Genomic DNA, 23,597 nt, shown 5'->3' with positions numbered 1-23,597 from the left:
TTTATAAAAACAAAGATAAATATAAAAACAAAAAAGTCCCGATTTCTCGGGACTTTTAAATAAAAAATTAAATAACTTATTGTTTTACAACTTTTAATGTGTGAATAGTATCATCAACTGTAACGTTTACTATATAAGTACCTGCTGTTAATGAAACCATATTTACTTGTACATCAGTAGCATTTACATTTGTATTTAACACTTCCTGACCTAACAAGTTAACAACTCTTACATTGCTGATAGTTGTTTTGTAAGATAAGTTTAAGATATCTTTTACTGGGTTTGGATAGGCCACAAAAGACTTAGAATCAAATGAATCTGAACTTAATGACGCATCATAAGCAGAAATTTGGAAAGTATTGAAAGTATCATTACCAAATTCCCATGCTCTCACATATAATACTTCACCTGCAGTTCTTCCTGTTAATGAAATTAATGAGAAATTACCGCTTGCACTATCATCGTCATCACATTCTACTAAAACTAAAGCTCCACATGAACCAGAGTATACTGCAATACCAGTATCAGTAATTGGTGAAGTTGCATTTGGTCTAGTTTCGATAGTTAAGTTTCCTGAAGCAGGAATTGTAATTGAATACCAAACATCACCACCTAAATAAGATGCACAACCAGGTGCTGGAGCCGTAGAACCAGTTGCACCTACATTAGAAGCAACTTGAAAATTCGTAGCAAATACTCCACCAGGTACTAATACACTAGCAGTAGCACAATTATCATTCGCTGGAGGTGTAGCTAAAGTAGTAAAACTTACTGTAGACCATGTACTGAATGTACCTGCAGCACAAACTGAACGAATATGGAAATAATATGTGGTTAAAGGTGTTAATCCACTAGCTGGAAATGTAGTTGCAGTTGTAGAAGTTCCAGCTCCCGTAGGATCTGTAGCAACGTTATCTAATACATACTCATAACCTAAAGTTGCACTAGGAACAGCAGACCAAGTTAAGTTAGCAGCAACATCAGTTATACCAGATACAGAAGCACTAGGAGTTGGACAAGCAGGAGATAATTTTACTTCTACATCATCAAACGCTACATACCAAGGAGTAATACTTGGCTGATTAACTCTAAATGCAAAATAATAAGTGCCAGAAGTTGAAGGAACGAATGATCTAGTTACTTGAGCATATGTCTGTATAGCAATCGTTCCAGTTCCAGGAACTGCATATTGACCACCTAGCTGAGTTGCACCAGTTGAATTTTGAGATGAATTAACAAAATAATCAACTGTCCAACCTGTACCACCATCACCTTGAATCCAAGAAGAAAAATCATAAGAAGTACCAGCAATTAAATCGAAACCTGGCGTCCACATATATTCATTAGAAGCAGACCATGAATCTCTTAAATAATTAGCACCTGAACGAGGCGTATTATATGTACCAGCAATTGCAGTTACATAATCCCCATTTTCTTCAGACCAACAAGTAGGAATTGCAGGAACAGTTACCGAATCAAAATTTTGAATCCAAGGTAAAGTTGCAACTGGAGAACAAGCCGTTGTAAATGAGATCGGCCCTATCCATGGACTAAAATCACCTCCACCACAATCAGAACGTACAAAAATATAATAAGTTGTTTGAGGTAATAAAGTTGATAATGCCGCAAAAGTATTAGTAGTTGCAGTACCAGCAGTTACAGGAACTGCATTTGTAGTTGAAACAAAATATTCGTAACCTATTGTAGGAACTGGAGTTGTACCCTCCCATGAAATATTAGCTGTTGTAGCTGTTACACTTGAAAAAACTAAATTTGAAGGCTCAATACAAGTAGGCGTTAATCTAACTTGAAAATTATCAATTGAAAAATCAATATCAGCCGAACCATTAGTAGCGCCTTCCACAGCTCTAAAAGCTATTCTAATATTTTGACCAGCATAGGCATCCAAATCTAAAACATTTGGAGTTGCAGTATTTGATGGTTGATTTGAATCATTATATGTGAAAATTGGAGTCCAGTTTGTTAAACCTGTTGTAGAAACTAAAACTTCAATAAAATCATCAGATTCCCAAGGTGTAGTTGGTAAATTTGTAGTAGCAAATTGAGTGGCAGCAGCATCAAATTTTAATTCATATCCTGTTGATGGAATTGTTATCTCAGGTGAAATAAACCAATCATTTGCACCTGTTGTCCAAATCTCATTTTTTATAGCTCCAGTAGTACCTGCATTAGCAAATCCATCTGCAACCCAACCTGAACCTGTTAAACTTGTTGGTCCAGTTGTTAAATCACCACCTGTTCTGTTAAACCAACATACACTAGGTAAAAATGTTGTGAAATTTTCTGAAACAGGTGCTGTTACTGGTGCACATAATGTAGTAAAACTAACAGGACCAACCCAAGTACTGAAACCACTGGCCCCACAATCAGATCTCACAAAAACATAATAAGTTGTATTAGATAATAATCCAGTAGGAATGCCAAATGTGTTTGTAGTTGGAGTTCCTGCTGTTGTAGGAATAGTATTAGATGTAGAAACGATATACTCATATCCTACAGAAGGAGCAACTGTAGGTTCTGTCCAGGAGAACTCTACTGATGATGAAGTGATGTTTCCAATAGTAATACCAGTAGGTTCAGAACATGCTGGTGTTTGTCTTATCTGAAAATTATCGATTGAAAAATCGATATCAGCTAATCCATTGGCCGTGCCTTCTACAGCTCTAAATGCAATTCTAACATTTTGACCAGCATATGCCGATAAATCATAAATATAAGAAGAACCTATATTAGAAGGAACATTAGTATCGTTGAATGTATTTAAAACTATCCAGTTAGTTGTTGAACCACCTGTTGCAATTAATACTTCAATAAAATCATCAGCTTCCCATGGTGTTGTTGGAGAGTTTACTGAAGCAAATTGAGTAGCTGCAGCATCAAATTTTAACTCGTAACCTACAGCTGGTATGTTAACAACTGGAGAAATTACCCAATCATTAGCCCCTACAGTCCAAATTTCATTTCTAATAGCACCAGTCGTACCTGAATTTGCAAATCCATCTGCAACCCAACCTGAACCTGTTGAAGCAGTAGGACCTGTAGTTAAATCACCACCAAACATATTCATCCAACATGTAGGTAAAAATACCGCAAACGGTTCTAAAACTGGTGTAGTTAAAATAGAAGGTCCAACTAATAATGAACTAGATGCAGAAGTATTTCCAGCACATGTAACTTCACAAAAATAAGTATCACTTGTTGTAAGACTTGGTATCACATAATTTGGATTTGTAGCTCCTGAAATTGCGACAGTATTCATATACCATTGATAAGTAACTCCAGATCCAATGGTTGGATTTTGTAATGATAACGTTGCACTACTTCCAAAACAACCAGATGTTGAAACAACTGTATTTCCTGGTGCAGGAACACCTGAACAAGGATTGTTTGTAAATGTTAATTGAGTGTTATAAATTCTTGTGTTAGCGGTTGCTAAATTCCCTGTAATAGCTGCACCAGCAGAAGTGCCCGCAGCTTGATTTGCTGAAACTGTAGTATACTCCCAAGCAAAAGCTCCGTCTGTAGGATTACCTGTACCTGCATTAATTGCCCAATCAATTCCAACTTCTATAGAACCTCCTGTATAATTAAATGGAGTTGAAAAATTAAATTCAACCCAACCTGCTACTGCTGGTAAATCTGTATTAGAATAAACAGCATTATCGTAACATAAAGTAGAGCCGGTTGTGTAAGTTGCAAAATTTGTTGTTGTACCTAATGCAGTTGTTGCTGTATTTTTCATAAAAATTCGCATAGTTGCTGTTCTACCAGGAGACAAGGTGGAAGCATTAAGTTTTTTATATGCAATTTTTGTAATTGTAGAACCTGCAGTAATACCTACAGCCGATAAATCTGCAGGAGTAAGAAGTTCTACACTTTGTGAAAAATTAAAAGTACTAGTAGCACTAGACCTATATACAGGTGATCCATTAGCACTTGTAGCGGATAGAACACCGGTTCCTATCGTTACAGTTGTTTGTCCTAGGGTGGAAATTCCATACAGAACAAAAAACAGAAAAAAAGTAATTTTTTTCATAAATAAATTATTAAGTGATTAGTGAATGCTAAATTTAGTGTTTTTTTGCCATATTTTATAATAATTTAAATAAAAATCAAAAAAAATAGAGAAAATGTTATAAAAAAAGCCTCGATTTTAACGAGGCTTTTGTATTTATCATAAATTATTATTTATTCTTTAATAACTTTAATAGTATGTACTGTATCTTCAACAGTAATGTTAACAACGTAAGCACCTGCTGTTAATGAAGACATATTTACTTGTACTTCATTTGCATTTACTTTAGTATTTAAAACTTCTTGCCCTAACAAGTTAACAACTCTAACATTGCTAATTGTTGTTTTGTAAGATAAGTTTAAGATATCTTTTACTGGGTTTGGATAGGCCACAAATGAGTTTGTGTCAAAAGAAGCAGCGTTAAGTACCGTTGAAACTTGAATTCCAAATGTACCTGCTGTAGCAGTTCCCCATCTATCAACTTGAATATAATATGTATCGCCAGATGTTAATCCTGTTAAAGATAAGAATGAACTGTAATTAACAGTAGTTCCGCTATCTTGATCACATCCTAAAGCAGTTCCAAGCGTTGTCAAATCTGAACAATTTACTCCATTTGAAGCATAAACTGCTATTTCAGTATCACCATCAAATAAAGTTCCACCAGCAAAATCTGTACTTACTTCTACAGATCCAGAAGAAGGAGCAACAAAACTAAACCAAACTGATCCATTAATTCCACCATTGAAACAAGAAGGTACTGGCTCAGAAGTCTGAGCAGTTGCTCCTACTAATGTATTTGTGATTCCAGTAGGAGTACCTAATGTTAGTAATGTAGCATTACACAAATTATCATTTACAGGTGGTGAATTTAAAGTAGTAAAACTTACAGTTGTCCATGAACTGAATGTACCTGCAGCACAAACTGAACGAATATGAAAATAATATGTGGTTAAAGGCGTTAATCCACTAGCTGCAAATGTAGTTGCAGTTGTAGAAGTTCCAGCTCCCGTAGGATCTGTAGCAACGTTATCTAATACATACTCATATCCTAAAGTTGCACTTGGAACAGCCGTCCATGTTAAATTTGCTGCAACATCTGTTACACCAGATGCGGAAGCACTTGGAGTTGGACAAGCTGGAGATAATTTTAATTCGAAATCATCAAAAGCCACATAATTAGGACTAAAACTTGGCTGATTCACTCTAACTGCAAAATAATAAGTTCCAGTTGTAGCTGGCACGAAAGATCTTGTAACTTGTGCATACGGTTGTATTGCTAAAGTACCTGTACCTGGAACATTATATGTAGCTCCTAATTGAGTTGCACCAGTTGAATTTTGAGCAGTATTCACAAAATAGTCTACAATCCAACCTGATCCACCATCGCCTTGAACCCAAGATGAGAAGTCATATGAAGTACCAGCAACTAAATCGAAACCTGGAGTCCACATAAATTCATTTGAAGCAAAAAATGCATCTCTTAAATAGTTTGCACCTGAACGCGGTGTATTACTAAAAGTATCACTTGAAGTTTGATAATCTCCATTTTGTTCTGACCAACATGGTGGAAAACCAGGAATAGTAACACTATCAAAATTTTCAGTCCAAGGAAAAGATGTAATTGGAGCACAAGCCGTTGTAAAAGTTGCAGTTGCCCAGTTACCAAAAGTACCTGCAGTACATGTAGCTCTAACATGAATATAGTATACTGTTTGAGGAGATAAACCTGTAGCTGCAAAAATTTGAGCTGTAGTAGCTGTACCTGAAGCTGGAGGTGTTGCAGATGTTGTAATAGCATATTCATACCCAAGAGCACCTGAACCAGATAAATCTGCCCATGAAATGTCTGCAGTTGTTGCAGTTACTGTCCCAACAGTTAATCCTGTTTGATCAGGACAAGATGGTGTCATTCTAACTTCAAAATTATCAACAAAAAACTCTAAATCTGCTGTTCCATTTGCCGTTCCTTCGACTACTCTAAATGCAAATCTTACTGTTTGACCGCTGTAAGCATCTAAATCAAGAACATTTAATTCTCCTAAATTTGAAGGGACATTTGAACTATCATAAGTGTCTAATACAATCCAGTTAGTTGTACCTGATGTACTAACTAAAACTTCAACAAAATCGTCAGCTTCCCAGTTTGTAACTGCAGTTCCTGCATTAAAATTAGTAGCTGCTGCATCAAACTTTAATTCATAACCTGTAGCTGGAATTGCAAATTCTGGAGAAATAATCCAATCGTTTGCAGCTGCAACCCAAATGTTATATGCAAAAGAACCTGTTGTACCAACATTTCTAAATCCATCAGCATAGAAATTATTTGTTCCAAAAGTAGCTGGACCTGCTGTTAAATCACCATTATCACCTCTTAACCAACATTGATTAGGCAAAAATGTTGCAAATGGCTCTAAACTAGGATAAGTAGTAATAGGAGCACATGCTGTAGTAAATGTCGCTGTAGCCCAGTTTCCAAAATTTCCAGCAGCACATGAAGATCTAACATGGATATAATAAACTGTTTGAGGAGACAAACCTGTAGCTGCATATATTTGTGCAGTAGTTGCTGTTCCTGAAGTTGGTGGTGTAGCAGAAGTTGTAATAGCATATTCATAACCTGTAGCACCATCGCCACTTAAATCTGACCAAGAAAAGTCAGCTGTAGTTGCAGTTACGGTTCCAACAGTTAATCCAGTTTGGTCTGGACAAGTTGGAGACAAACGAACTTGGAAATTATCTATAGAAAATTCAATATCAGATGCACCGTCTGCAGTACCTTCAACAACTCTGTAAGCGAATCTTACCGTTTGTCCACTATAAGCATCTAAATCGATGATGTTAGCTTCACCTAAATTAGAAGGAACATTTGTATCATTATAAGTGTATAAAACTGTCCAGTTTGAAGTACCTGTTGTACTCACTAAAACTTCAACAAAATCATCTGATTCCCAGTTTATTACTTCTGTTGTTGCATTATAATTAACAGCTGCTGCATCAAATTTTAATTCGTAACCTGTAGCAGGAATTGTATATTCAGGTGTGATTATCCAATCATTAGCTGAAGCTACAAAAATATTGTAAGTGAAAGCACCTGTAAATCCATTATTAGCAAAACCATCGGCATAAAAACCATTAGATCCGAAAGTTGCAGGACCTGAAGTTAAGTCACCATTATCTCCTCTTAACCAACATGCATTCGGTAAGAAAGTTGTAAAAGTTTCTAAACTTGGATAGGTTGTAGTAGCACCACAAGTTGTAAATGAACTTTCTGTACATCCCGTAGCATTTCCGTTGGCATTATAAGGTATTACAGTAACATAATAAGTTGTACCAGAATTTAACGCCCCTAAATCATATGTAGTAACGTTACCCGCATTAAATAAATTTAATATATTAGTTCCACCAGGTGTTGTTCCTACGTTTAATCTGTAACCTGTTGGAATTCCAGGTGCAACATTCCAAGAAATTGTAGAACTTGCAATGTTTGTAGCACCATTTGCTGGTGAAGACAAAACAGTACAAGAAGGAGGTAAAGTTGTAACTTGAGTAGCTGAAAAATTATCTATATAGATATCATAATCACCAGACACCCATGTAAATAAAAATCTTATTCTAACATCTGAAGCATTTGGCACACTTGCAGCAGGAATAATAGTAGACATCGTAGCGCAAGTATTTGCAACTACGTGATTTGAATCATCAATTGTCATAAAAGTAGTCCAAACTCCGCCGTTGTTTACAGAATATTGCACTTGAATATTACCCCAACCTGGCCCGGTTGCTGTAGTTGAGCTCCAATCTTCAATTTTATAGTCGAATGAAACTGTTAAATCTGTTCCATTAGAACCTGCAACTTGGTTAGGAGTAACTAAAGTTCCAGTAGTACTAAAACTATATAAGTTATCAACTAATGAGTTACCAGAACAGGATTCTGTAGCATTAACAAAACCTCCACCAGTAGTGGTCCATCCTGTGGGTAAGGCAGTTCCAGCATCGAAATTCTGGAAAATACCTACTTGACCTGACATTTGCCAACTTGCAAAAATGGCAAATAACCATAAAGTAATTTTTTTCATTATTTTTTGTTTTAAATTTGTTTAGTAATTGTAAATGAACAAAAAAAAAATACACCATAAATATAATTAACATATTTCATCGATAAAATGTAAAAAATATCGATAAAAGGCAAAAAAAATCCCGCTAAGCGGGATTTTATAACATTAAGATAACAATTTGTTATTTGATACTAGGCACAAATACCAATTCATTTGTATCTGCTTGATAATCAACTCCTTCAAAGCCGAATCCAAATAAATTTAGAAAATCTTGTTTGTATCCAGCTAAATCACCTATTTCTAACAAATTTTCAGTTGTTGCAACTTCCCATAATTTAGAAACTTGTGCTTGAACATCATCGCGCATTTCCCAATCGTCAATTCTTATTCTTCCTTTATCATCAGTTGGAATTTCATTTCCATGGAATAATTTATCTGAGTATAAACGTTGCATTTGTTCAATACAACCTTCGTGAATTCCGTCTGCTTTCATTGTTTTGTACAATAGCGAAATGTATAATGGAATTACTGGAATAGCTGAACTTGCTTGAGTAACTAATGCTTTATTAACAGAAACGTATGCTTTACAATTTACATCTTCTAATTGCTTTGTAATTTCGAAAGCTGTTGCTTCCAAATGATCTTTTGCACGACCGATTGTTCCTTTTCTATAAACTGGCTCTGTAACTTCAGGTCCAATATATGAATAAGCTAAAGTCATTGCATCATTTGCTAATACTCCAGCGTCTTTTAAAGCATTCATCCACATAGACCAATCTTCACCACCCATTACAACTACAGTGTTGTCTATGTCTTCTTGATTTGCAGGCTCAATAGAAACTTCAGTAACATTTCCTGTATGAAAATCAACAGTTTTATTTGTAAATTTTCCTCCAATTGGTTTTAATGTGGAACGGTGTAAAACTCCTGTTGTTGGATGCATACGAACTGGAGAAGCTAAACTGTAAATAACTAAGTCAACTTGACCTAAATCTTTTTTGATTAAATCGATTGTTTGTTGCTTTATTTCATTTGAAAAGGCATCTCCATTGATACTTTTAGCATATAAACCTGCTTTTTCCGCTTCAATTTCAAATGCTGCAGAATTGTAATAACCTGGAGTTGCTGTTTTTCCTTCAGATGGTTCTTTTTCAAAGAAAACACCAATTGTAGCAGCATCACAACCAAATGCACTAGTAATTCTTGAAGCTAAACCAAAACCTGTTGAAGCACCAATCACTAAGACTTTTTTTGCACCTTCAATTTTTCCTTTTGATTTTACATATTCAATTTGATTTTTTACATTTTGCGCACAACCTTGTGGATGAGCTGTTAAACATATAAATCCGCGCATTCTTGGTTCTATAATCATAATTTTATTTTTTATTGTTGTTGTATTTTTTAAATCTAGTACAAAAGTATAAATTTTAATTTAATAATGTTTTTGCATGCGTTAATGCAGAATCGGTAATTTGTTTACCTGACAACATTTCGGCAATTTCTATAATTCTTTCTTCGTTTGTTAATTTCACAATTTTAGAAACAGTATTATCAGCAATTGTAGCTTTAGAAACCTTATACTGAGTAGTCCCTTTTGAGGCAATTTGTGGTAAATGTGTAATCGCAAAAACTTGACGCTTTATACTCATTTTACTCATAATTTCTCCCATTTTTAATGCAATTTCTCCTGAAACTCCAGTGTCGATTTCATCAAATAAAATGGTTGGTAATTGAGAAAAATCCGCTAAAACAGATTTTATAGCTAACATAATTCTCGACATTTCTCCGCCTGAAGCCACTTTTTTAAATGAACCTAAACTTGTTCCTTTATTAGCAGAAAACAATAATTCTAATTCGTCTTTTCCGTTAGATAAGAACTGATTAGAGGACATTAATTCGATTTTAAATTGCGAATCAGGCATACCTAATTCGAACAAAATAGAAGAAATTTTATTTATAAATACTGGAATCGCTTTGCTTCTATTCTCAGTTATTTTTTTTGCGGTTGTGTTTAATTCAACAGTTTTAGAACTTAAATAGGCGTTTAAGCTATTGATTTTTTCTTCTAAATTATCAACTAATAGAACTTTTTCATCCAGTTGGTTTCTGATTTCAATTAATGCTTCAATCGAAGCCACTTGATGTTTTTTTTGTAAATCGTAAATGGTTTGCAACCTGTTTGAAATAAAATCTAAACGTTCTGGATTGTAAATATTTTTCTCAGCTAAATTAAAACTTGTATCGGCAATGTCTTCTAATTCAATTAAACTCGAATTTAATCTTTCGTATAATTCTGAATAAGACGTTGAAAAAGTTGCGATTTTATGCAAAGCACTTTTACAATCTTTCAAGGCATTTATAAAGCCGAATTGCTCTTCATTAGCACATGAAACCAATTTACTTAAAGTTTCGCTGATTAGTTCCGAATTATTCAAACTTAACAATTCTTCTTCTAATTCCGATTGTTCATTCGGTTGTAATCCTACTTGAATCAACTCATTTAATAAATAAGAATTGTATTCTTGAGCTGTAAACAAAGCATTTTTTTCATTTATTGCTTGTTCTAGTTCTTTAGATTTTTGTTTGAAATCAGACAATAAAACAGCATATTCTTTTAAATTTTCTGAATTGGATCCAATGGCATCTAAGATGGAAATCTGATAATTTTGTTGTTCTAATTCACGAGTTTGATGCTGAGAATGTATGTCAATTAGATTTTCAGCTAAAATTTGAAGTTCTGATAAATTAACAGGCGTATCATTAATGAAAGCGCGAGACTTACCAGAAGGTAAAATTTCTCTTCGAATTATCGTAGTATCTTCATAATCTAGATCATTGGCTTCGAAAAGAGTTTTTAAATTGTATTTTGAAATATCAAAATTAGCTTCTACCACACATTTTTTTTCTTTATCTTTTAGAGAAGATAAATCGGCTCGATTACCCATTATCAAACCTAAAGCGCCTAACAAAATAGATTTTCCCGCACCAGTTTCTCCAGTAATGGTAGCAAACTGATCGGTGAAATTAATATTAAGCTGTTCTATTAAAGCGTAATTTTGAACTGTTAAAGATAAAAGCATATTACCTTATTTTATTCCATTTAGAAGAATTTAACGGAGAAATTGTAGCCAAATTATCTTTTATTTTTGAAACATCAATAACTGGTCCGGCACTAAAAACGGAAACAATTTCATCTGTTTTAGCATCAAAAAATGTTCTTGCTAAAAGTGAATTTGGTCTTACTTTATGTAAATCTAATAAAGTTTGAATGGCACTTCCTATTTGAATTTTTCCTGTCTTCAAATCATCGGCCATTACATCTAAACCTCTAATATGATAAATATATAAGGCTTCTCTGTATGAATCAAAAGTAGCAGACATTAAATCTGAAATTAGATTATATCGATTTGTTTTTTTTCCAGTTTGTACCCAACCAGAAAATCCACTTGATTGTGCTACACTAGCAATATTAAAAGCAGTTTCAAGAAACTCCGTACCGCCTTTATCTGAAAAAGTATCAGCATCGGATGCTAAAACTATATTCGCATAAAAAGATAAAACTGACACTAAATTAGAAGTAAAAGAATTTTGATCATAAATTAAATTCTCAAATTCGATATATTTAAAACTAACTTCTTTATCATTAATATTAATAATTGGAGTTGTGTAAGTCGAATTAAAAACTGGACGGGTGGAATTAACTTGAAGAGTTACTTCAAAATTATTAGATTCAAACTTATTTACAATAAAGAAAAAAGAACAATTTACTTTTTCATTATTCTTTACTACTTCTTTATTTGAAAACTTTGTATTATTTAGGAAATCGAAAATTTGTTTTTCTAAATTTTTAAAAATCTGCGTATTTACGTTGGTTACCTGATCTGTATTCATCGAAACAATGGCATTTAATTCTTGCGAAGTTGCAGTAAAAACACATAAAATGCATATTATTAAAAATTTAATTCGCATATTTTTTTACAATTAGGTTAACAATATCTTCTGCTACTAACTCTTTAGATTTTAATGGATTTTCAAATATATTAAAATCTTTATCGATAAAAGTTACCTTATTAGTTGGTTTTCCGAAACCAGCACCTTTATCATTTAATGAATTCAAAACAATTAAGTCTAAATTCTTTTTTTCAATTTTAATTTTAGCATTATCAATCTCATTCTCAGTTTCCAAAGCAAAGCCAATTAAAAACTGATGTTTTTTTAACTGACCTAAAGATAATAAAATATCTTTATTTTTTTCTAACTCTATAGTAAACGTAGTTTCTGTCTTTTTTATTTTCTGTGTAGCTATATTTTTTGGCTTATAATCTGCAACCGCAGCAGCTGCAATAGCTACATCTGAACTTTCATAGTGTTGATGACATACTTCGTACATTTCATCTGCAGATGTTACTCGGATTAAATGAACCAAATTATGTTTCATTTGCAAATGAGTTGGACCAGATACTAAAACTACTTCAGCACCTAAATTGGCAGCAGCTGTAGCTATATCAAATCCCATTTTTCCTGATGAATGATTTCCTATAAAACGAACAGGATCAATAGCTTCATAAGTTGGCCCAGCAGTTATTAAGACTTTTATTCCTTTTAAAGGTAATTTACTTTCTAAATCTTTTTCAATAAATTGAATGATATTTTCTGGTTCTGCCATTCTTCCCTCACCACTTAAACCACTAGCTAATTCACCACTTTCAGCGGGAATTATAGTATTTCCAAAACTTTGTAATTTATCGAAATTGATTTTAGTTGTAGGATGAATGTACATATCTAAATCCATTGCTGGAGCAAAATATACGGGGCATTTTGCAGATAAATAAGTTGCCATTAGTAAATTATCACAAGTTCCAGAGGCCATTTTAGATAATGTGTTTGCTGTTGCAGGAGCAATTAGCATATAATCTGCCCAAAGTGCTAATTCTACATGATTGTTCCAAGTAGCATTTGCCTCTTCTTCATTATAAAAAGTACTATAAACTGGATTTTTAGAAAGGGTTGATAATGTTAACGGAGTAACAAAATCAAGAGAAGCAGGTGTCATGACAACTTGTACATGTGCACCTGCTTTTATAAGAAGTCTTACTAATGAGGCTGTTTTATAAGCTGCAATTCCGCCAGAAACGCCTAGCAAAACATTTTTACCGTTTAAAACAGACATTAATATAAGTTTAAATTATTTAGTATCTCTATGATAAATTTTATCCTCTAACCATTCTTGAACAGCTAAAGCATGTGGCTTAGGTAACTTTTCGTAATATTTAGAAACTTCAATTTGTTCTTTATTTTCGAAAACTTCCTCTAAACTATCATTATAAGTAGCAAATTCGTCTAACTTATCTAATAATTCTTTTTTAATTTCAGAATTAATTTGATTTGCTCTACGTGCTATTATAGTAATTGCTTCATATACATTACCAGTTGGTTCTTCTATTACACTTTTGTTATAAGTTATAGTGTTAACTGGAGCATTTGTTTTCTTTAAATCCATAATAATGATTAATTTGTATATTGTTTCAATTCTTTTTCTACGGCTTCAAGCATTTTATTAGATTGCTCTAAATACTTGGTATCTGCTTTAAATTTCACTAAACTTTGATAAAACGATTTAGTAGAAATTAATCTTTCTTGTTTTTTTGAAGGTACACTGTTCATCGCTAATTTGTACATAGCATCATACTTATAAAAGAGTGCATCTTCTTTATATTTTGAACCTGGATAATTATATACAAAATTATCTAGTGCTTTGATTGCTGCATTATAATCTCTAGTAAATTCGCCTATTGTATTATATTGTTTGGCGATTTCAAAGGCTTTAAGTTCAAGTTTATCTGTTAATACCTTTACAATTTCATTTGCTTTTGGTAAATATTGAGAATTAGGATACTTATTTGCAAATGCTTGAATTTTAGTTAATGCTTTGTCTGTATCTACCTGATCCAAACTAAAAACAGGAGAAACTTTACTATAACATTCTGCAGCTAAAAAAGCAGCTTCTTCTGCATCGGCACTTTTTGGATAACTACTGGCAAAACTTTCAAACTGATAAGCAGCAGTAATATACTGTCTTGTTGCATATAAAGCTTTAGCGTAATTTAAAAAGGCAGCTTCGGCTTGAGGTTTTCCTCTGTATGAACCTGCATATTGTTCGAAAAGTCTAATGGCTTTATTGTATTTCTTTTTCTCAATTTGAGTTGTAAAAACTTTTGTTTTAAATTCCACATCATCAGATTTCATAGCTTTTTGATAGTTACTACATGATGATAATGTAAAAAGTACTAAAAGTAAATATATAAATTTGTTCATAGTTGATATCACTTTGTGCCTTTATCGCAATTAAAAAGCAACTGCAAAGGTAGGTATATTTTTATGTTTTACAAAAAAGATTTTTTAAACTAATTTTTTAATAAAATCCGACAGTCTTTGCGATAGATTTTCATCAACTTGAACTAGTGGTAATCGTACTGTATTTTCGGATAAACCTATATGTTTAAAGACTTCTTTAATTCCAGCAGGATTTCCTTGCTCAAAAATCATGTCGATAGATTCTGCTAATTTGTAATGGATTTTATAAGCATCTGCTACTTTTTTATTTAATCCTAAACGTACCATTTCGGAAAATTCTTTAGGAAAACCTTCACCAATAACAGAAATAACTCCAGCACCACCAGCTAAAACCATCGGTAATGTAATCATATCGTCTCCAGAAATCACTAAAAAACCATCAGGTTTGGCCTGAATTAACTTCATAGCTTGTACAATATCACCAGCCGCTTCTTTTATACCAACAATATTTTTAAAATCGTTAGCCAATCTGATTACGGTACTTGGCAACATATTACTAGCAGTTCTTCCAGGAACATTATAAAGAATGATTGGAATTGGCGATGCTTCAGCAACAGCTTTAAAGTGTTGATAAATACCTTCTTGGGTTGGCTTATTATAATATGGAGAAACCGATAAGATAGCGGTAAACTTAGACAAATCTTTAGTTTTCAACTCGTGTACTACTTCTGCAGTATTATTCCCACCAACACCTAACACCATTGGTACTCTACCGTTATTTGCTTCTACAATTGTAGCGATAACTAGTGCTTTTTCATCTGTTGAAAGTGTTGCACTTTCTGCAGTAGTTCCTAAAATAACCAGATACTCTACTCCGCCTTCTATAACATAATTAGTAATTTTAGTTAGTGCTTCCGTATCAACTGAAAAATCTTTTTTAAAAGGCGTAACCAAAGCCACTCCCGTTCCTATTAATGCTTGCATTTTATATTTTTTTTAATATTTTTAAATATTTGAATAATTCCGAAATAAATTCCGAATAATTTTCAACAATTGTATTTATAGATAAATGATGTATCCTTTTATCTATGGTATGAAAACCAACTTTAAATTTTGCTTTAGATCCTTTTGTAACCAAGAGCAAAGTTGGATTTTGAACATCATAATAACTTATTAATAAATCGAAATTTTTATTGATAAAATTAGTTACTCTTTCACTTTTAAATAAACCACCCAAAGTAATATCTTTTCTAAAAAAATAATCAAACTTTTCTAATAAAGTTTTCTTGTTTTTATTAACAAAAGATAAAATTTCAATGTTTTCTCTTTTGATTCCTTGTGCTTCAATTTCGGAAATTAATGCTTCTTGATTTGAAAAATAATTTGCATCAATTAGCACACCAATACTAACAATCTTGTCTTCAGACATTTGCAATTGATAATTAGCTAACTTTCTATTTACTTTTCTTTTAAGAAAAAAATCCTTTATTATTTTAGAAATCATTGTAACTTTACTTCGTTCACAAATTTAATGTAATCAAACTAAATATATGACATTCAAAAGTAAAAATACTAATTCGCTTTACACAATTTTTGTTACAACTTTAACATTATTGAGTGTACTTTCTTGTAAAACGAATGCGACACGAACCTATTTAATTGAAGGAAAAAAAATAGAAGTAAATGCCTCATATGAAAAAAATCAAGCAATAGAATCATTTATTCTTCCATATAGAGAACATATTAATAACGATTTAGATAGTGTACTTTCATTTTCTCCAGAAACATTAGATAAAAGTAAAGGCGAATGGCAATCTAATATTGGTAATTTTATGGCAGATGCTTGTATGGAATTGGCAAATCCGGTTTTTTTAAAACAACAAAACAAGTCCATCGATATTGTACTTCTAAATAGTGGCGGTATTCGTTCTATAATACCGAAAGGTAACATTACTAAACGCAACGCTTTTGAAGTGATGCCATTTGAAAACAGCCTTATTGTCGTAGCATTAAAAGGTGAACAAATAAAAGCAATGGCTCAACATATCATTACAGAAAAAAAACCACATCCGTTAAATGGTTTAAAAATCGTTATAAACAAAGACAATCAAATTATTAAAATTCTTTTTAAGGAAGAAGTTATTAATCCTTCAAAGACCTATTACGTTGCTACTTCAGATTATTTGGCAAATGGTGGTGACAACATGACCTTTTTCTTAAAGAATGAAGGTGTTTTCGACTTAAACTATAAAATTAGAAATGTGTTGATTGATTATTTTTATAAATACAAAACCATTGAACCCTCTAACTTACAAAGAATTATTAAAGAATAAAATTGAAATTATGCAAAGAAGAACTTTTATAAAAAAAACAGCTGCAACTTCAGCTTTAATAAGTCTTAGTGGTGTTTCTTTAACCAGTTTTACTACAACTAAAGAACGAAAAATAACCATTCTACATACGAATGACGTTCACAGTCATATCGATCCATTTCCAGACAATCATCCAAGAAATCCCGCTATGGGTGGTGTGGCAAGACGCGCCAACTTAATTGAAAAAATTAGAAAAGAAGAAACCAACGTTTTACTTTTAGATGCTGGAGATATTTTTCAAGGTACTCCCTATTTTAATTATTATGGTGGAGAACTAGAATTCAAGCTAATGAGTATGATGAAATACGATTTAGCCACTATGGGAAATCATGATTTTGATAATGGTATTGATGGATTTTACGCACAGTTACCACATGCGAACTTTGAATTTGTTTCTGCCAATTATGATTTTAAAAACACTAAATTAGATGGAATTGTTAAGCCATATAAAGTTTTCATCAAAGAAGGAATTAAAATTGGTGTTTTTGGCTTAGGTGTTCAACTAGAAGGATTAGTGGATAAAAATCTCTATAAAGAAACGATTTACAATAATCCTATTGAAATTGCCACAGACATTACCAAACAATTAAAAGAAACGGAGAAATGTGACTTAATTATATGTTTATCGCATTTAGGTTTCGATTATAAAAACGAAGCAGATAAACCTTCTGATATCAAATTAGCCGCTTTAACACAAGATATCGATTTAATAATTGGAGGTCATACACACACGTTTTTAGACAAACCAATAATAAAAACTAACAAAGCTGGAAAACAAGTAGTTGTCAATCAAGTTGGAGCTTATGGAATAAATTTAGGGCGAATTGACTTTTATCTTAGCGACGATTCTAAATATATTAGTCAAGAGAAAAATATTATTGTTCAGTAATTTTTTCTTCTTCATCCCTTTTTAATAAATATTTTAATAGGTAATAATAAATAGGAATTTCTACGAGACAAATTAAATATTTATAAATATCGTGTCCGTTATAATAGTGATGAATAGAAAAAAATAAATCTGAAAATAACCAACATAAAATAGATAAAAGTAAATACTTTGTTTTTTTGGTTTTCAACTGAATAAAATTTAACAAACTACATATAAACAGTAGCGAAAAGATAATTAAGTATTCGTATACTATAAATTTTTCTCCAGATTTTTGTTTTGGAGAATAAAAAAATAGCCAAAATACTAAAGTTGAAAAGAGAATTAAGCTAAAAATTTTATCGATATGAGAACGTTCAAATTTCATTCTTTGTAAAAGTTTCATATCTAAAACAGCATAATACAGAAGAATAAAAACTGTAATCATGTAAGTTACCATCGAATAAACATAAATAGATCGAATTTCCAAAAGCGATGAATTATCGGTAATAAACAAAAGCACTAACAAAAAAATACTTAATATAGATTTTTTACTGTTTGGATTAATCACATATAAAAAAACAATAATAGGTATAATTATTGGCTTTATAATTACGGCATAATCTTGTAATTCTAAAATTCTTTCGAAAAAAAGATATAGAATATAAAATACAAAATAGGCTATTAAAGGGATAACTTCTAAATCTCGTTTTAATAAACTCTGAATATTCTTTTTCATTATTTACCTTTTATCTTTATTAATGAGTAAGTTACAAAAAAATAATAAGACAACAATTGTGATATTAAAACTATAGCTCTAAACGCAAAATTAGATTCGATTTTTATAATGAAAATATAAAAAATATCCGAAACTATATAAGTTAACACAGTTAATATTAAAAAAACACTTAATAATGAATTTTTAATAAGATACATTGCCGTTGCAAAAACACCTAAAAACAACAAAACCAATCCATAAAAATACAAAAGCAATTTTTCAAATGACGTTTTTATATCTAAAATCAAATTGATACTTACATACAAATAAATAAAGAAACCAATAATAAAAAAAATAGCAAAATTAAATTTACTAAACCCTTTTATTTTTATAAGCAGCATTAAGTCTTTTGTAACATAAAACAATAATGTCGTGTATGGAATTAAAAAGCAGAAAATAGAAATCAAATAGTACTTTTTTGAATCAATTGTTGTTAATATTTCTGCTAAAAAGTAAAAAACAAAACTAAATACTACTCGCTTTTGATACTTTTTTTTAGCACTCTTCAAATAAAAAAACAAGAGAAGAGGTAAAATTAAAGGCCTTGTAAGCAGTTCTAAACCATCTAACTCCAAAAGTGAGGAGAAAAAATATAAAATACAAACAACTATAAAAGCATATAAAACACTTTTCTTACCCATTAATCATTTTTTGAAATTGATATTCATCAATTATTTCAATTTTTAATTGTTTCGCTTTTTCCAATTTGGCGGGTCCCATATTAGCTCCTGCAATTACATAATTGGTTTTAGCAGAAATAGAACTTCCAACTTTTCCACCATTATCTTCAATTGCTTTTTTTAAGTCATCTCGAGAAAAAACTTCAAAGACACCTGAAACCACAAATATTTTTCCCTGCAAAGCATTAGAAACTGAAGTAGAAACCTCATTATGCTCGAACTGAACTCCAACTTCTTTTAATCTATTTATGATTATCTGATTTTCTGAGTTCTGAAAGAAATCCATCACACTTTGTGCAATTCGTTCACCTATTTCATCAACTGTTACTAAATCTAATAAATCGGCTTTTGCTAAGTTGTCTATATTTTTATAATGTTTGGCTAATTTTTTCGCTACGGTTTCGCCAACATAGCGAATTCCTAAAGCATATAAAACGCTTTCAAAACTAATTTGTTTAGATTTTTCTATACCTGAAATCAGATTATCTGCAGATTTATCGGCCATTCTATCCAATACAACCACTTGTTCTTTTTTCAAATCGTATAAATCGGCATAATTTTTCACTAAACCTGCATGATAGAGTAAAGCTACAGTTTCGCCACCTAAACCATCTATATCCATTGCTTTTCGAGAAATAAAATGCTGTATTCTACCAATAATTTGAGGTGGACAACCATAAAAGTTTGGACAATAATGATTCGCTTCACCTTCACTTCTAATCAATTCTGTGTTACATTCTGGACAAGTAGTAATATAAACGGTAGGATTTTCTTGATTTCCTCGATTAGCTACTCCGATAATTTTTGGAATAATTTCTCCACCTTTTTCTACAAAAACTTCATCGCCAATACGAATATCTAATTTTGCAATTTGATCTGCGTTATGCAAAGAAGCTCGTTTTACTACTGTTCCTGCTAATTGTACTGGTTCCAGATTTGCAACAGGAGTGATAGCACCAGTTCGTCCAACTTGATAAGAAATAGATTGTAAAATGGTACTCACCTGTTCTGCTTTAAACTTATAAGCCATGGCCCAACGAGGCGATTTTGCTGTATAACCAAGTTCTTCTTGGAAATGAATGTTGTTTATTTTTACCACAACACCATCGGTCTCATATGGTAAATTATGACGATGTTTGTCCCAATAAGCAATAAATTCAAAAACTTCATCGATGCTTTTGGCTAATTTACTTTCATTCGGAACTTTAAATCCTAATTTTCGAGATAATTCTAAACCTTCATATTGAGAATTTATTGGTAAATTATTTCCAATCATACTATATAATAAGCATTCTAAAGGGCGTTTAGCAACTTCAGCGCTATCTTGCAATTTTAAGCTTCCAGAAGCCGTATTTCTTGGATTAGCATATGGTGTTTCACCAATTTCTAATAATTCTTGATTCATTTTTTCGAAACCTGAAAAAGGTAAAATTATTTCACCACGAATTTCAAATTTATCAGGAAAACCTGCATTTAATTGTAACGGAACAGACTTTATCGTTTTGATGTTATTCGTAACGTCATCACCTTTAAAACCATCTCCACGAGTTACAGCTTTAACTAATTTTCCATTTTCATAGGTGATACTTATTGAAGCGCCATCGTATTTCAATTCACAAGTAAATTCTAAAGAAACATCACCTAAAATTTTCTGACAACGAGATTGCCAATCTAATAAATCTTCTTTAGAATACGAATTGTCTAAAGAATACATTCTGAATTCGTGTTCAACCGTATTGAAATTTTTTGTGATCGATCCACCAACACGTTGCGATGGAGAATTCTCATCAAAAAACTGTGGATTGTCTGCTTCTAAATCTTGTAATTGTTTTAGTTTAGTATCGAAATCGAAATCGGAAATTGTAGGATTATCCAATACATAATAATTATGATTATGTACATTTAACTCTGCTCTTAATGCTTGAATGGTTTCTAAAACAGTCATATTACGATACTTTTATTAATGCCATAAGTTTGCTATATAATTCACCTTTACTAATAATTCCACCATTTTGAATAATTTTAAAAACTTCTTCATTTCGATTTTCTGAAACTACTTTTTTTCCGGTTTGAATGACCACAAAATTGCTGAATAAATTATTTCCTAACCATTCTAAACCTTCAGTAGTGAAAAAATCAATTGCTTCATTAGACGTTTGAATAATCAATGATTCTAAAAGTTCGTCATGACATTTAAACAGAAAAATATGATTTTTAGAAAAATGATCAATAAAACGCACGTTCGTAATGGCTTTTTCCCAAATTAAATCGGAAAAAACATCAATTTCTTGTAAAGCAATTTCTGGTTTATTGATTTTTAAATCGTCCCATTCTTTTTTGTCTATAGTTTGGGCAGCTAAAAAATTACTAAACTCAGGATGAAGTTCTTCAAGTTGTTCTTTGGTCAAGCGTGTATATTTCATTTACAGATATTAATTTCAAAGTATAAGGTTTCGTAAAAATAAAAAAAGCGTTGCAATTGCAACGCTTTTTAAAGAAATATTTTAAATAAAATTATGCTTTTTCAGCTACAATTTCATAAGGTAATTCAATGATAACTTCTCTGTGTAAACGAATAGTTGCATTGTATTTTCCTGTTCTTTTAACAATACCAGAAGTAATGAATTTTCTATCAATTGTTTGTCCGTTAGCTTCTAGAGCTTGCGCGATATCTGCATTAGAAATTGAACCGAATAATTTTTCACCACCAGCTTTTGCAGTAATTTTTATCTCTAAAGCTTTAATTGCTTCAGCAGTTGCTTTTGCATCTGCCACAACTTTAGCTTCTTTGTGAGCTTTTTGTTTTAAGTTTTCAGCTAAAACTTTTTTTGCAGAAGAAGTAGCTAAAATAGCTGCACCTTGTGGGATTAGAAAGTTACGCCCGTATCCGTTTTTTACAGTTACGATATCATCTTTAAAACCTAAATTTTGAACGTCTTGTTTTAAAATTAGTTCCATTTTGTTGTCCTTTTTATTTTATAAGTTAGTCCCGATACCATCGGAACAACAAATGATTAATATTATTTTAATAAATCCGCCACGTAAGGCATTAAAGCTAAATGACGCGCTCTTTTAACAGCAACAGATACTTTTCTTTGAAATTTCAAAGAAGTTCCAGTTAAACGTCTTGGTAAAATTTTACCTTGCTCATTCACAAACTTTAATAAAAAGTCACCATCTTTATAATCTACATACTTGATGCCTGATTTTTTAAAACGACAATATTTTTTTTGCTTGTTTGTATCAATATTTAAAGGAGTAAGATATCTGATATCTCCTTCTTTTTTTCCACTAGCTATAGACATAATTAGTTACCTTTAGTTTTTAATTTTTCTCTTCTTCTTTCCGCCCAAGAAATGGCATGTTTGTCTAAAGAAACAGTTAAGAATCTCATGATTCTTTCATCTCTTCTGAATTCAGTTTCTAACGAAATGATTAATTCAGCTGGAGCCTGGAATTCAAATAAATGGTAAAAACCACTTTTTTTGTGTTGGATTTCATAGGCTAATTTTTTTAAGCCCCAATCCTCTTTTGATACCATTTTAGCACCCTTAGAAGTAAGAAAATCTTCAAATTTGCTTACTGTTTCCTTTACCTGAACATCAGATAAAACGGGATTCAAAATGAAAACAGTTTCGTAATTTTTCATTTGTAATTATTTTTAAATTGGGTGCAAAGATAAACATTTTAATGAAACTAACAAATTCATAAAAAGTATTTTTTTTATCACAATATTAGTTAGTTGTATTTTTTTTACATATTTTTACGTGTTAAACAAAACTAAAAAAAAAACTATCTAGTCAATTTTTACTTATGAAATTAAATACCATTGTTGTAGATGACAGTTCAATTCAGCGAATTACCATTGCAAAACTAATTTCTGAACATGCTAATTTAAGATTAGGAGGTGATTTCTCGAATGCATTAGAAGCCAAAAGTTACATTACCAACAATAATGTAGATTTAATTTTCTTAGATATTGAAATGCCACATATTACCGGCTTCGATTTATTAGACGGACTAAAAATAAAACCTTTAATTGTTTTTATCACATCTAAAGCTGATTATGCTGTAAAAGCTTTTGAATATTCTGCCTTAGATTTTTTACAAAAACCCATAAAAAAAGAACGTTTTTTAGTTTCTGTAAAAAAAGCACTAGAAATGCACCAATTAAAACATGATCAAATTCATGATGATCATGGACCACATTTAATTATCAAAAGTAATCTCAAAAAAATAAAAATTTATACTTCTCATATTAAATGGGTGGAAGCTTTTGGCGATTATATAAAAGTGGTGACTTATGAAGACACACACTTAGTACTATCCACAATGAAAGCCTTTGAAACAGAACTTCCTAAAGATAATTTTTTAAGAATTCATAAATCATATATTATCAATTTAGATAAAGTAGAACGCTTTAACAGTAAGCAAGTTGAAATTGATGGAGAAAAAATTCCGTTAAGTAGAAATAAAAAAGAAGAAATAATAACTATTTTAGAAAATTATTAAAT

The 23,597-nt window shown here is 31.5% G+C and carries 19 protein-coding genes; 3 read left to right on the top strand and 16 right to left on the bottom strand.

Annotated features, from left to right (window positions below):
* Positions 1–76: 76 nt before the first annotated feature.
* The 10 genes from G4D72_RS11070 to G4D72_RS11025 all read right to left on the bottom strand — a co-directional run bounded on the left by G4D72_RS11070 (position 77) and on the right by G4D72_RS11025 (position 15,892).
* A complete protein-coding gene (locus G4D72_RS11070; RefSeq protein ID WP_166077765.1) occupies positions 77–4,057 on the bottom strand; it encodes a T9SS-dependent choice-of-anchor J family protein in 3,981 nt (1,326 codons plus the stop codon).
* Positions 4,058–4,209: 152 nt separating this feature from the next.
* Complete coding sequence (locus tag G4D72_RS11065; RefSeq protein WP_166077764.1) at positions 4,210–8,115, bottom strand: T9SS type A sorting domain-containing protein; 3,906 nt, start codon at positions 8,113–8,115, stop codon at positions 4,210–4,212.
* Between the two features lie 160 nt (positions 8,116–8,275).
* Positions 8,276–9,466, bottom strand: a complete 1,191-nt coding sequence (gene fabV / locus G4D72_RS11060) for an enoyl-ACP reductase FabV (RefSeq protein ID WP_166077763.1) — start codon at positions 9,464–9,466, stop codon at positions 8,276–8,278.
* A gap of 55 nt (positions 9,467–9,521) precedes the next feature.
* On the bottom strand, positions 9,522–11,174 hold the full coding sequence (gene recN / locus G4D72_RS11055; protein WP_166077762.1) for a DNA repair protein RecN: 1,653 nt from the start codon (positions 11,172–11,174) through the stop codon (positions 9,522–9,524).
* 1 nt (position 11,175) lies between these two features.
* Complete coding sequence (gene porD, locus G4D72_RS11050) at positions 11,176–12,063, bottom strand: type IX secretion system protein PorD (protein ID WP_166077761.1); 888 nt, start codon at positions 12,061–12,063, stop codon at positions 11,176–11,178.
* Positions 12,053–13,264, bottom strand: a complete 1,212-nt coding sequence (gene coaBC / locus G4D72_RS11045) for a bifunctional phosphopantothenoylcysteine decarboxylase/phosphopantothenate--cysteine ligase CoaBC (protein ID WP_166077760.1) — start codon at positions 13,262–13,264, stop codon at positions 12,053–12,055. The genes porD and coaBC overlap by 11 nt, the downstream gene beginning before the upstream one ends.
* Before the next feature lie 15 nt (positions 13,265–13,279).
* Positions 13,280–13,594: a DNA-directed RNA polymerase subunit omega gene (locus tag G4D72_RS11040; protein ID WP_091312562.1), complete on the bottom strand. Its 315-nt coding sequence runs from the start codon at positions 13,592–13,594 to the stop codon at positions 13,280–13,282.
* Positions 13,595–13,602: 8 nt separating this feature from the next.
* Entirely contained in the window at positions 13,603–14,409 is an 807-nt protein-coding gene (locus tag G4D72_RS11035) for an outer membrane protein assembly factor BamD (RefSeq protein ID WP_166077759.1), read from the bottom strand.
* Positions 14,410–14,493: 84 nt separating this feature from the next.
* Positions 14,494–15,372, bottom strand: coding sequence for a 4-hydroxy-tetrahydrodipicolinate synthase (gene dapA, locus G4D72_RS11030; protein ID WP_166077758.1), 879 nt, complete (start codon positions 15,370–15,372; stop codon positions 14,494–14,496).
* 1 nt (position 15,373) lies between these two features.
* Entirely contained in the window at positions 15,374–15,892 is a 519-nt protein-coding gene (locus G4D72_RS11025; protein WP_166077757.1) for a DUF6913 domain-containing protein, read from the bottom strand.
* A gap of 46 nt (positions 15,893–15,938) precedes the next feature.
* Here G4D72_RS11025 and G4D72_RS11020 point away from each other — a divergent pair, with 46 nt between their 5' ends.
* Together G4D72_RS11020 and G4D72_RS11015 are read left to right on the top strand one after the other, a co-directional pair.
* Entirely contained in the window at positions 15,939–16,721 is a 783-nt protein-coding gene (locus G4D72_RS11020; protein WP_166077756.1) for a 5'-nucleotidase C-terminal domain-containing protein, read from the top strand.
* Between the two features lie 10 nt (positions 16,722–16,731).
* A complete protein-coding gene (locus tag G4D72_RS11015; protein ID WP_166077755.1) occupies positions 16,732–17,649 on the top strand; it encodes a bifunctional metallophosphatase/5'-nucleotidase in 918 nt (305 codons plus the stop codon).
* On the opposite strand, the gene G4D72_RS11010 is transcribed toward G4D72_RS11015, so the two are convergent.
* From G4D72_RS11010 to rpsF, 6 genes are all read right to left on the bottom strand, one after another.
* Entirely contained in the window at positions 17,636–18,364 is a 729-nt protein-coding gene (locus G4D72_RS11010) for a hypothetical protein (protein WP_166077754.1), read from the bottom strand. The two genes, G4D72_RS11015 and G4D72_RS11010, sit on opposite strands and share 14 nt — an antisense overlap.
* 672 nt (positions 18,365–19,036) lie before the next feature.
* The gene (ligA, locus tag G4D72_RS11005; protein WP_166077753.1) at positions 19,037–21,028 is read right to left on the bottom strand and encodes an NAD-dependent DNA ligase LigA; all 1,992 of its coding nucleotides are present in this window, start codon (positions 21,026–21,028) and stop codon (positions 19,037–19,039) included.
* Between the two features lies 1 nt (position 21,029).
* Positions 21,030–21,506, bottom strand: a complete 477-nt coding sequence (locus G4D72_RS11000; RefSeq protein WP_166077752.1) for a DUF6495 family protein — start codon at positions 21,504–21,506, stop codon at positions 21,030–21,032.
* Between the two features lie 91 nt (positions 21,507–21,597).
* The gene (gene rplI / locus G4D72_RS10995; protein WP_166077751.1) at positions 21,598–22,041 is read right to left on the bottom strand and encodes a 50S ribosomal protein L9; all 444 of its coding nucleotides are present in this window, start codon (positions 22,039–22,041) and stop codon (positions 21,598–21,600) included.
* Positions 22,042–22,103: 62 nt separating this feature from the next.
* Entirely contained in the window at positions 22,104–22,388 is a 285-nt protein-coding gene (gene rpsR / locus G4D72_RS10990) for a 30S ribosomal protein S18 (protein WP_166077749.1), read from the bottom strand.
* A gap of 2 nt (positions 22,389–22,390) precedes the next feature.
* Positions 22,391–22,732 (bottom strand): 30S ribosomal protein S6, encoded by a 342-nt coding sequence (gene rpsF, locus G4D72_RS10985; RefSeq protein ID WP_166077748.1) that lies wholly within the window; start codon positions 22,730–22,732, stop codon positions 22,391–22,393.
* Positions 22,733–22,896: 164 nt separating this feature from the next.
* Here rpsF and G4D72_RS10980 point away from each other — a divergent pair, with 164 nt between their 5' ends.
* On the top strand, positions 22,897–23,595 hold the full coding sequence (locus G4D72_RS10980; protein WP_166077747.1) for a LytR/AlgR family response regulator transcription factor: 699 nt from the start codon (positions 22,897–22,899) through the stop codon (positions 23,593–23,595).
* The last annotated feature ends 2 nt before the right edge of the window (positions 23,596–23,597 follow it).

Origin of the sequence: Flavobacterium difficile (genome assembly GCF_011392115.1) — a bacterium.
Classification (GTDB): domain Bacteria; phylum Bacteroidota; class Bacteroidia; order Flavobacteriales; family Flavobacteriaceae; genus Flavobacterium; species Flavobacterium difficile.
Note: the sequence above shows the minus strand (reverse complement) of the source record. Positions and strands in the feature narration are given on the sequence as shown.

What these genes read in the sequence shown, in the direction of transcription:
- G4D72_RS11070 (WP_166077765.1), bottom strand. Translation starts at nt 4,057, where the DNA reads ATGAAAAAAATTACTTTTTTTCTGTTTTTTGTTCTGTATGGAATTTCC.
- G4D72_RS11065 (WP_166077764.1), bottom strand. Translation starts at nt 8,115, where the DNA reads ATGAAAAAAATTACTTTATGGTTATTTGCCATTTTTGCAAGTTGGCAA.
- fabV (WP_166077763.1), bottom strand. Translation starts at nt 9,466, where the DNA reads ATGATTATAGAACCAAGAATGCGCGGATTTATATGTTTAACAGCTCAT.
- recN (WP_166077762.1), bottom strand. Translation starts at nt 11,174, where the DNA reads ATGCTTTTATCTTTAACAGTTCAAAATTACGCTTTAATAGAACAGCTT.
- porD (WP_166077761.1), bottom strand. Translation starts at nt 12,063, where the DNA reads ATGCGAATTAAATTTTTAATAATATGCATTTTATGTGTTTTTACTGCA.
- coaBC (WP_166077760.1), bottom strand. Translation starts at nt 13,264, where the DNA reads ATGTCTGTTTTAAACGGTAAAAATGTTTTGCTAGGCGTTTCTGGCGGA.
- G4D72_RS11040 (WP_091312562.1), bottom strand. Translation starts at nt 13,594, where the DNA reads ATGGATTTAAAGAAAACAAATGCTCCAGTTAACACTATAACTTATAAC.
- G4D72_RS11035 (WP_166077759.1), bottom strand. Translation starts at nt 14,409, where the DNA reads ATGAACAAATTTATATATTTACTTTTAGTACTTTTTACATTATCATCA.
- dapA (WP_166077758.1), bottom strand. Translation starts at nt 15,372, where the DNA reads ATGCAAGCATTAATAGGAACGGGAGTGGCTTTGGTTACGCCTTTTAAA.
- G4D72_RS11025 (WP_166077757.1), bottom strand. Translation starts at nt 15,892, where the DNA reads ATGATTTCTAAAATAATAAAGGATTTTTTTCTTAAAAGAAAAGTAAAT.
- G4D72_RS11020 (WP_166077756.1), top strand. Translation starts at nt 15,939, where the DNA reads ATGACATTCAAAAGTAAAAATACTAATTCGCTTTACACAATTTTTGTT.
- G4D72_RS11015 (WP_166077755.1), top strand. Translation starts at nt 16,732, where the DNA reads ATGCAAAGAAGAACTTTTATAAAAAAAACAGCTGCAACTTCAGCTTTA.
- G4D72_RS11010 (WP_166077754.1), bottom strand. Translation starts at nt 18,364, where the DNA reads ATGAAAAAGAATATTCAGAGTTTATTAAAACGAGATTTAGAAGTTATC.
- ligA (WP_166077753.1), bottom strand. Translation starts at nt 21,028, where the DNA reads ATGACTGTTTTAGAAACCATTCAAGCATTAAGAGCAGAGTTAAATGTA.
- G4D72_RS11000 (WP_166077752.1), bottom strand. Translation starts at nt 21,506, where the DNA reads ATGAAATATACACGCTTGACCAAAGAACAACTTGAAGAACTTCATCCT.
- rplI (WP_166077751.1), bottom strand. Translation starts at nt 22,041, where the DNA reads ATGGAACTAATTTTAAAACAAGACGTTCAAAATTTAGGTTTTAAAGAT.
- rpsR (WP_166077749.1), bottom strand. Translation starts at nt 22,388, where the DNA reads ATGTCTATAGCTAGTGGAAAAAAAGAAGGAGATATCAGATATCTTACT.
- rpsF (WP_166077748.1), bottom strand. Translation starts at nt 22,732, where the DNA reads ATGAAAAATTACGAAACTGTTTTCATTTTGAATCCCGTTTTATCTGAT.
- G4D72_RS10980 (WP_166077747.1), top strand. Translation starts at nt 22,897, where the DNA reads ATGAAATTAAATACCATTGTTGTAGATGACAGTTCAATTCAGCGAATT.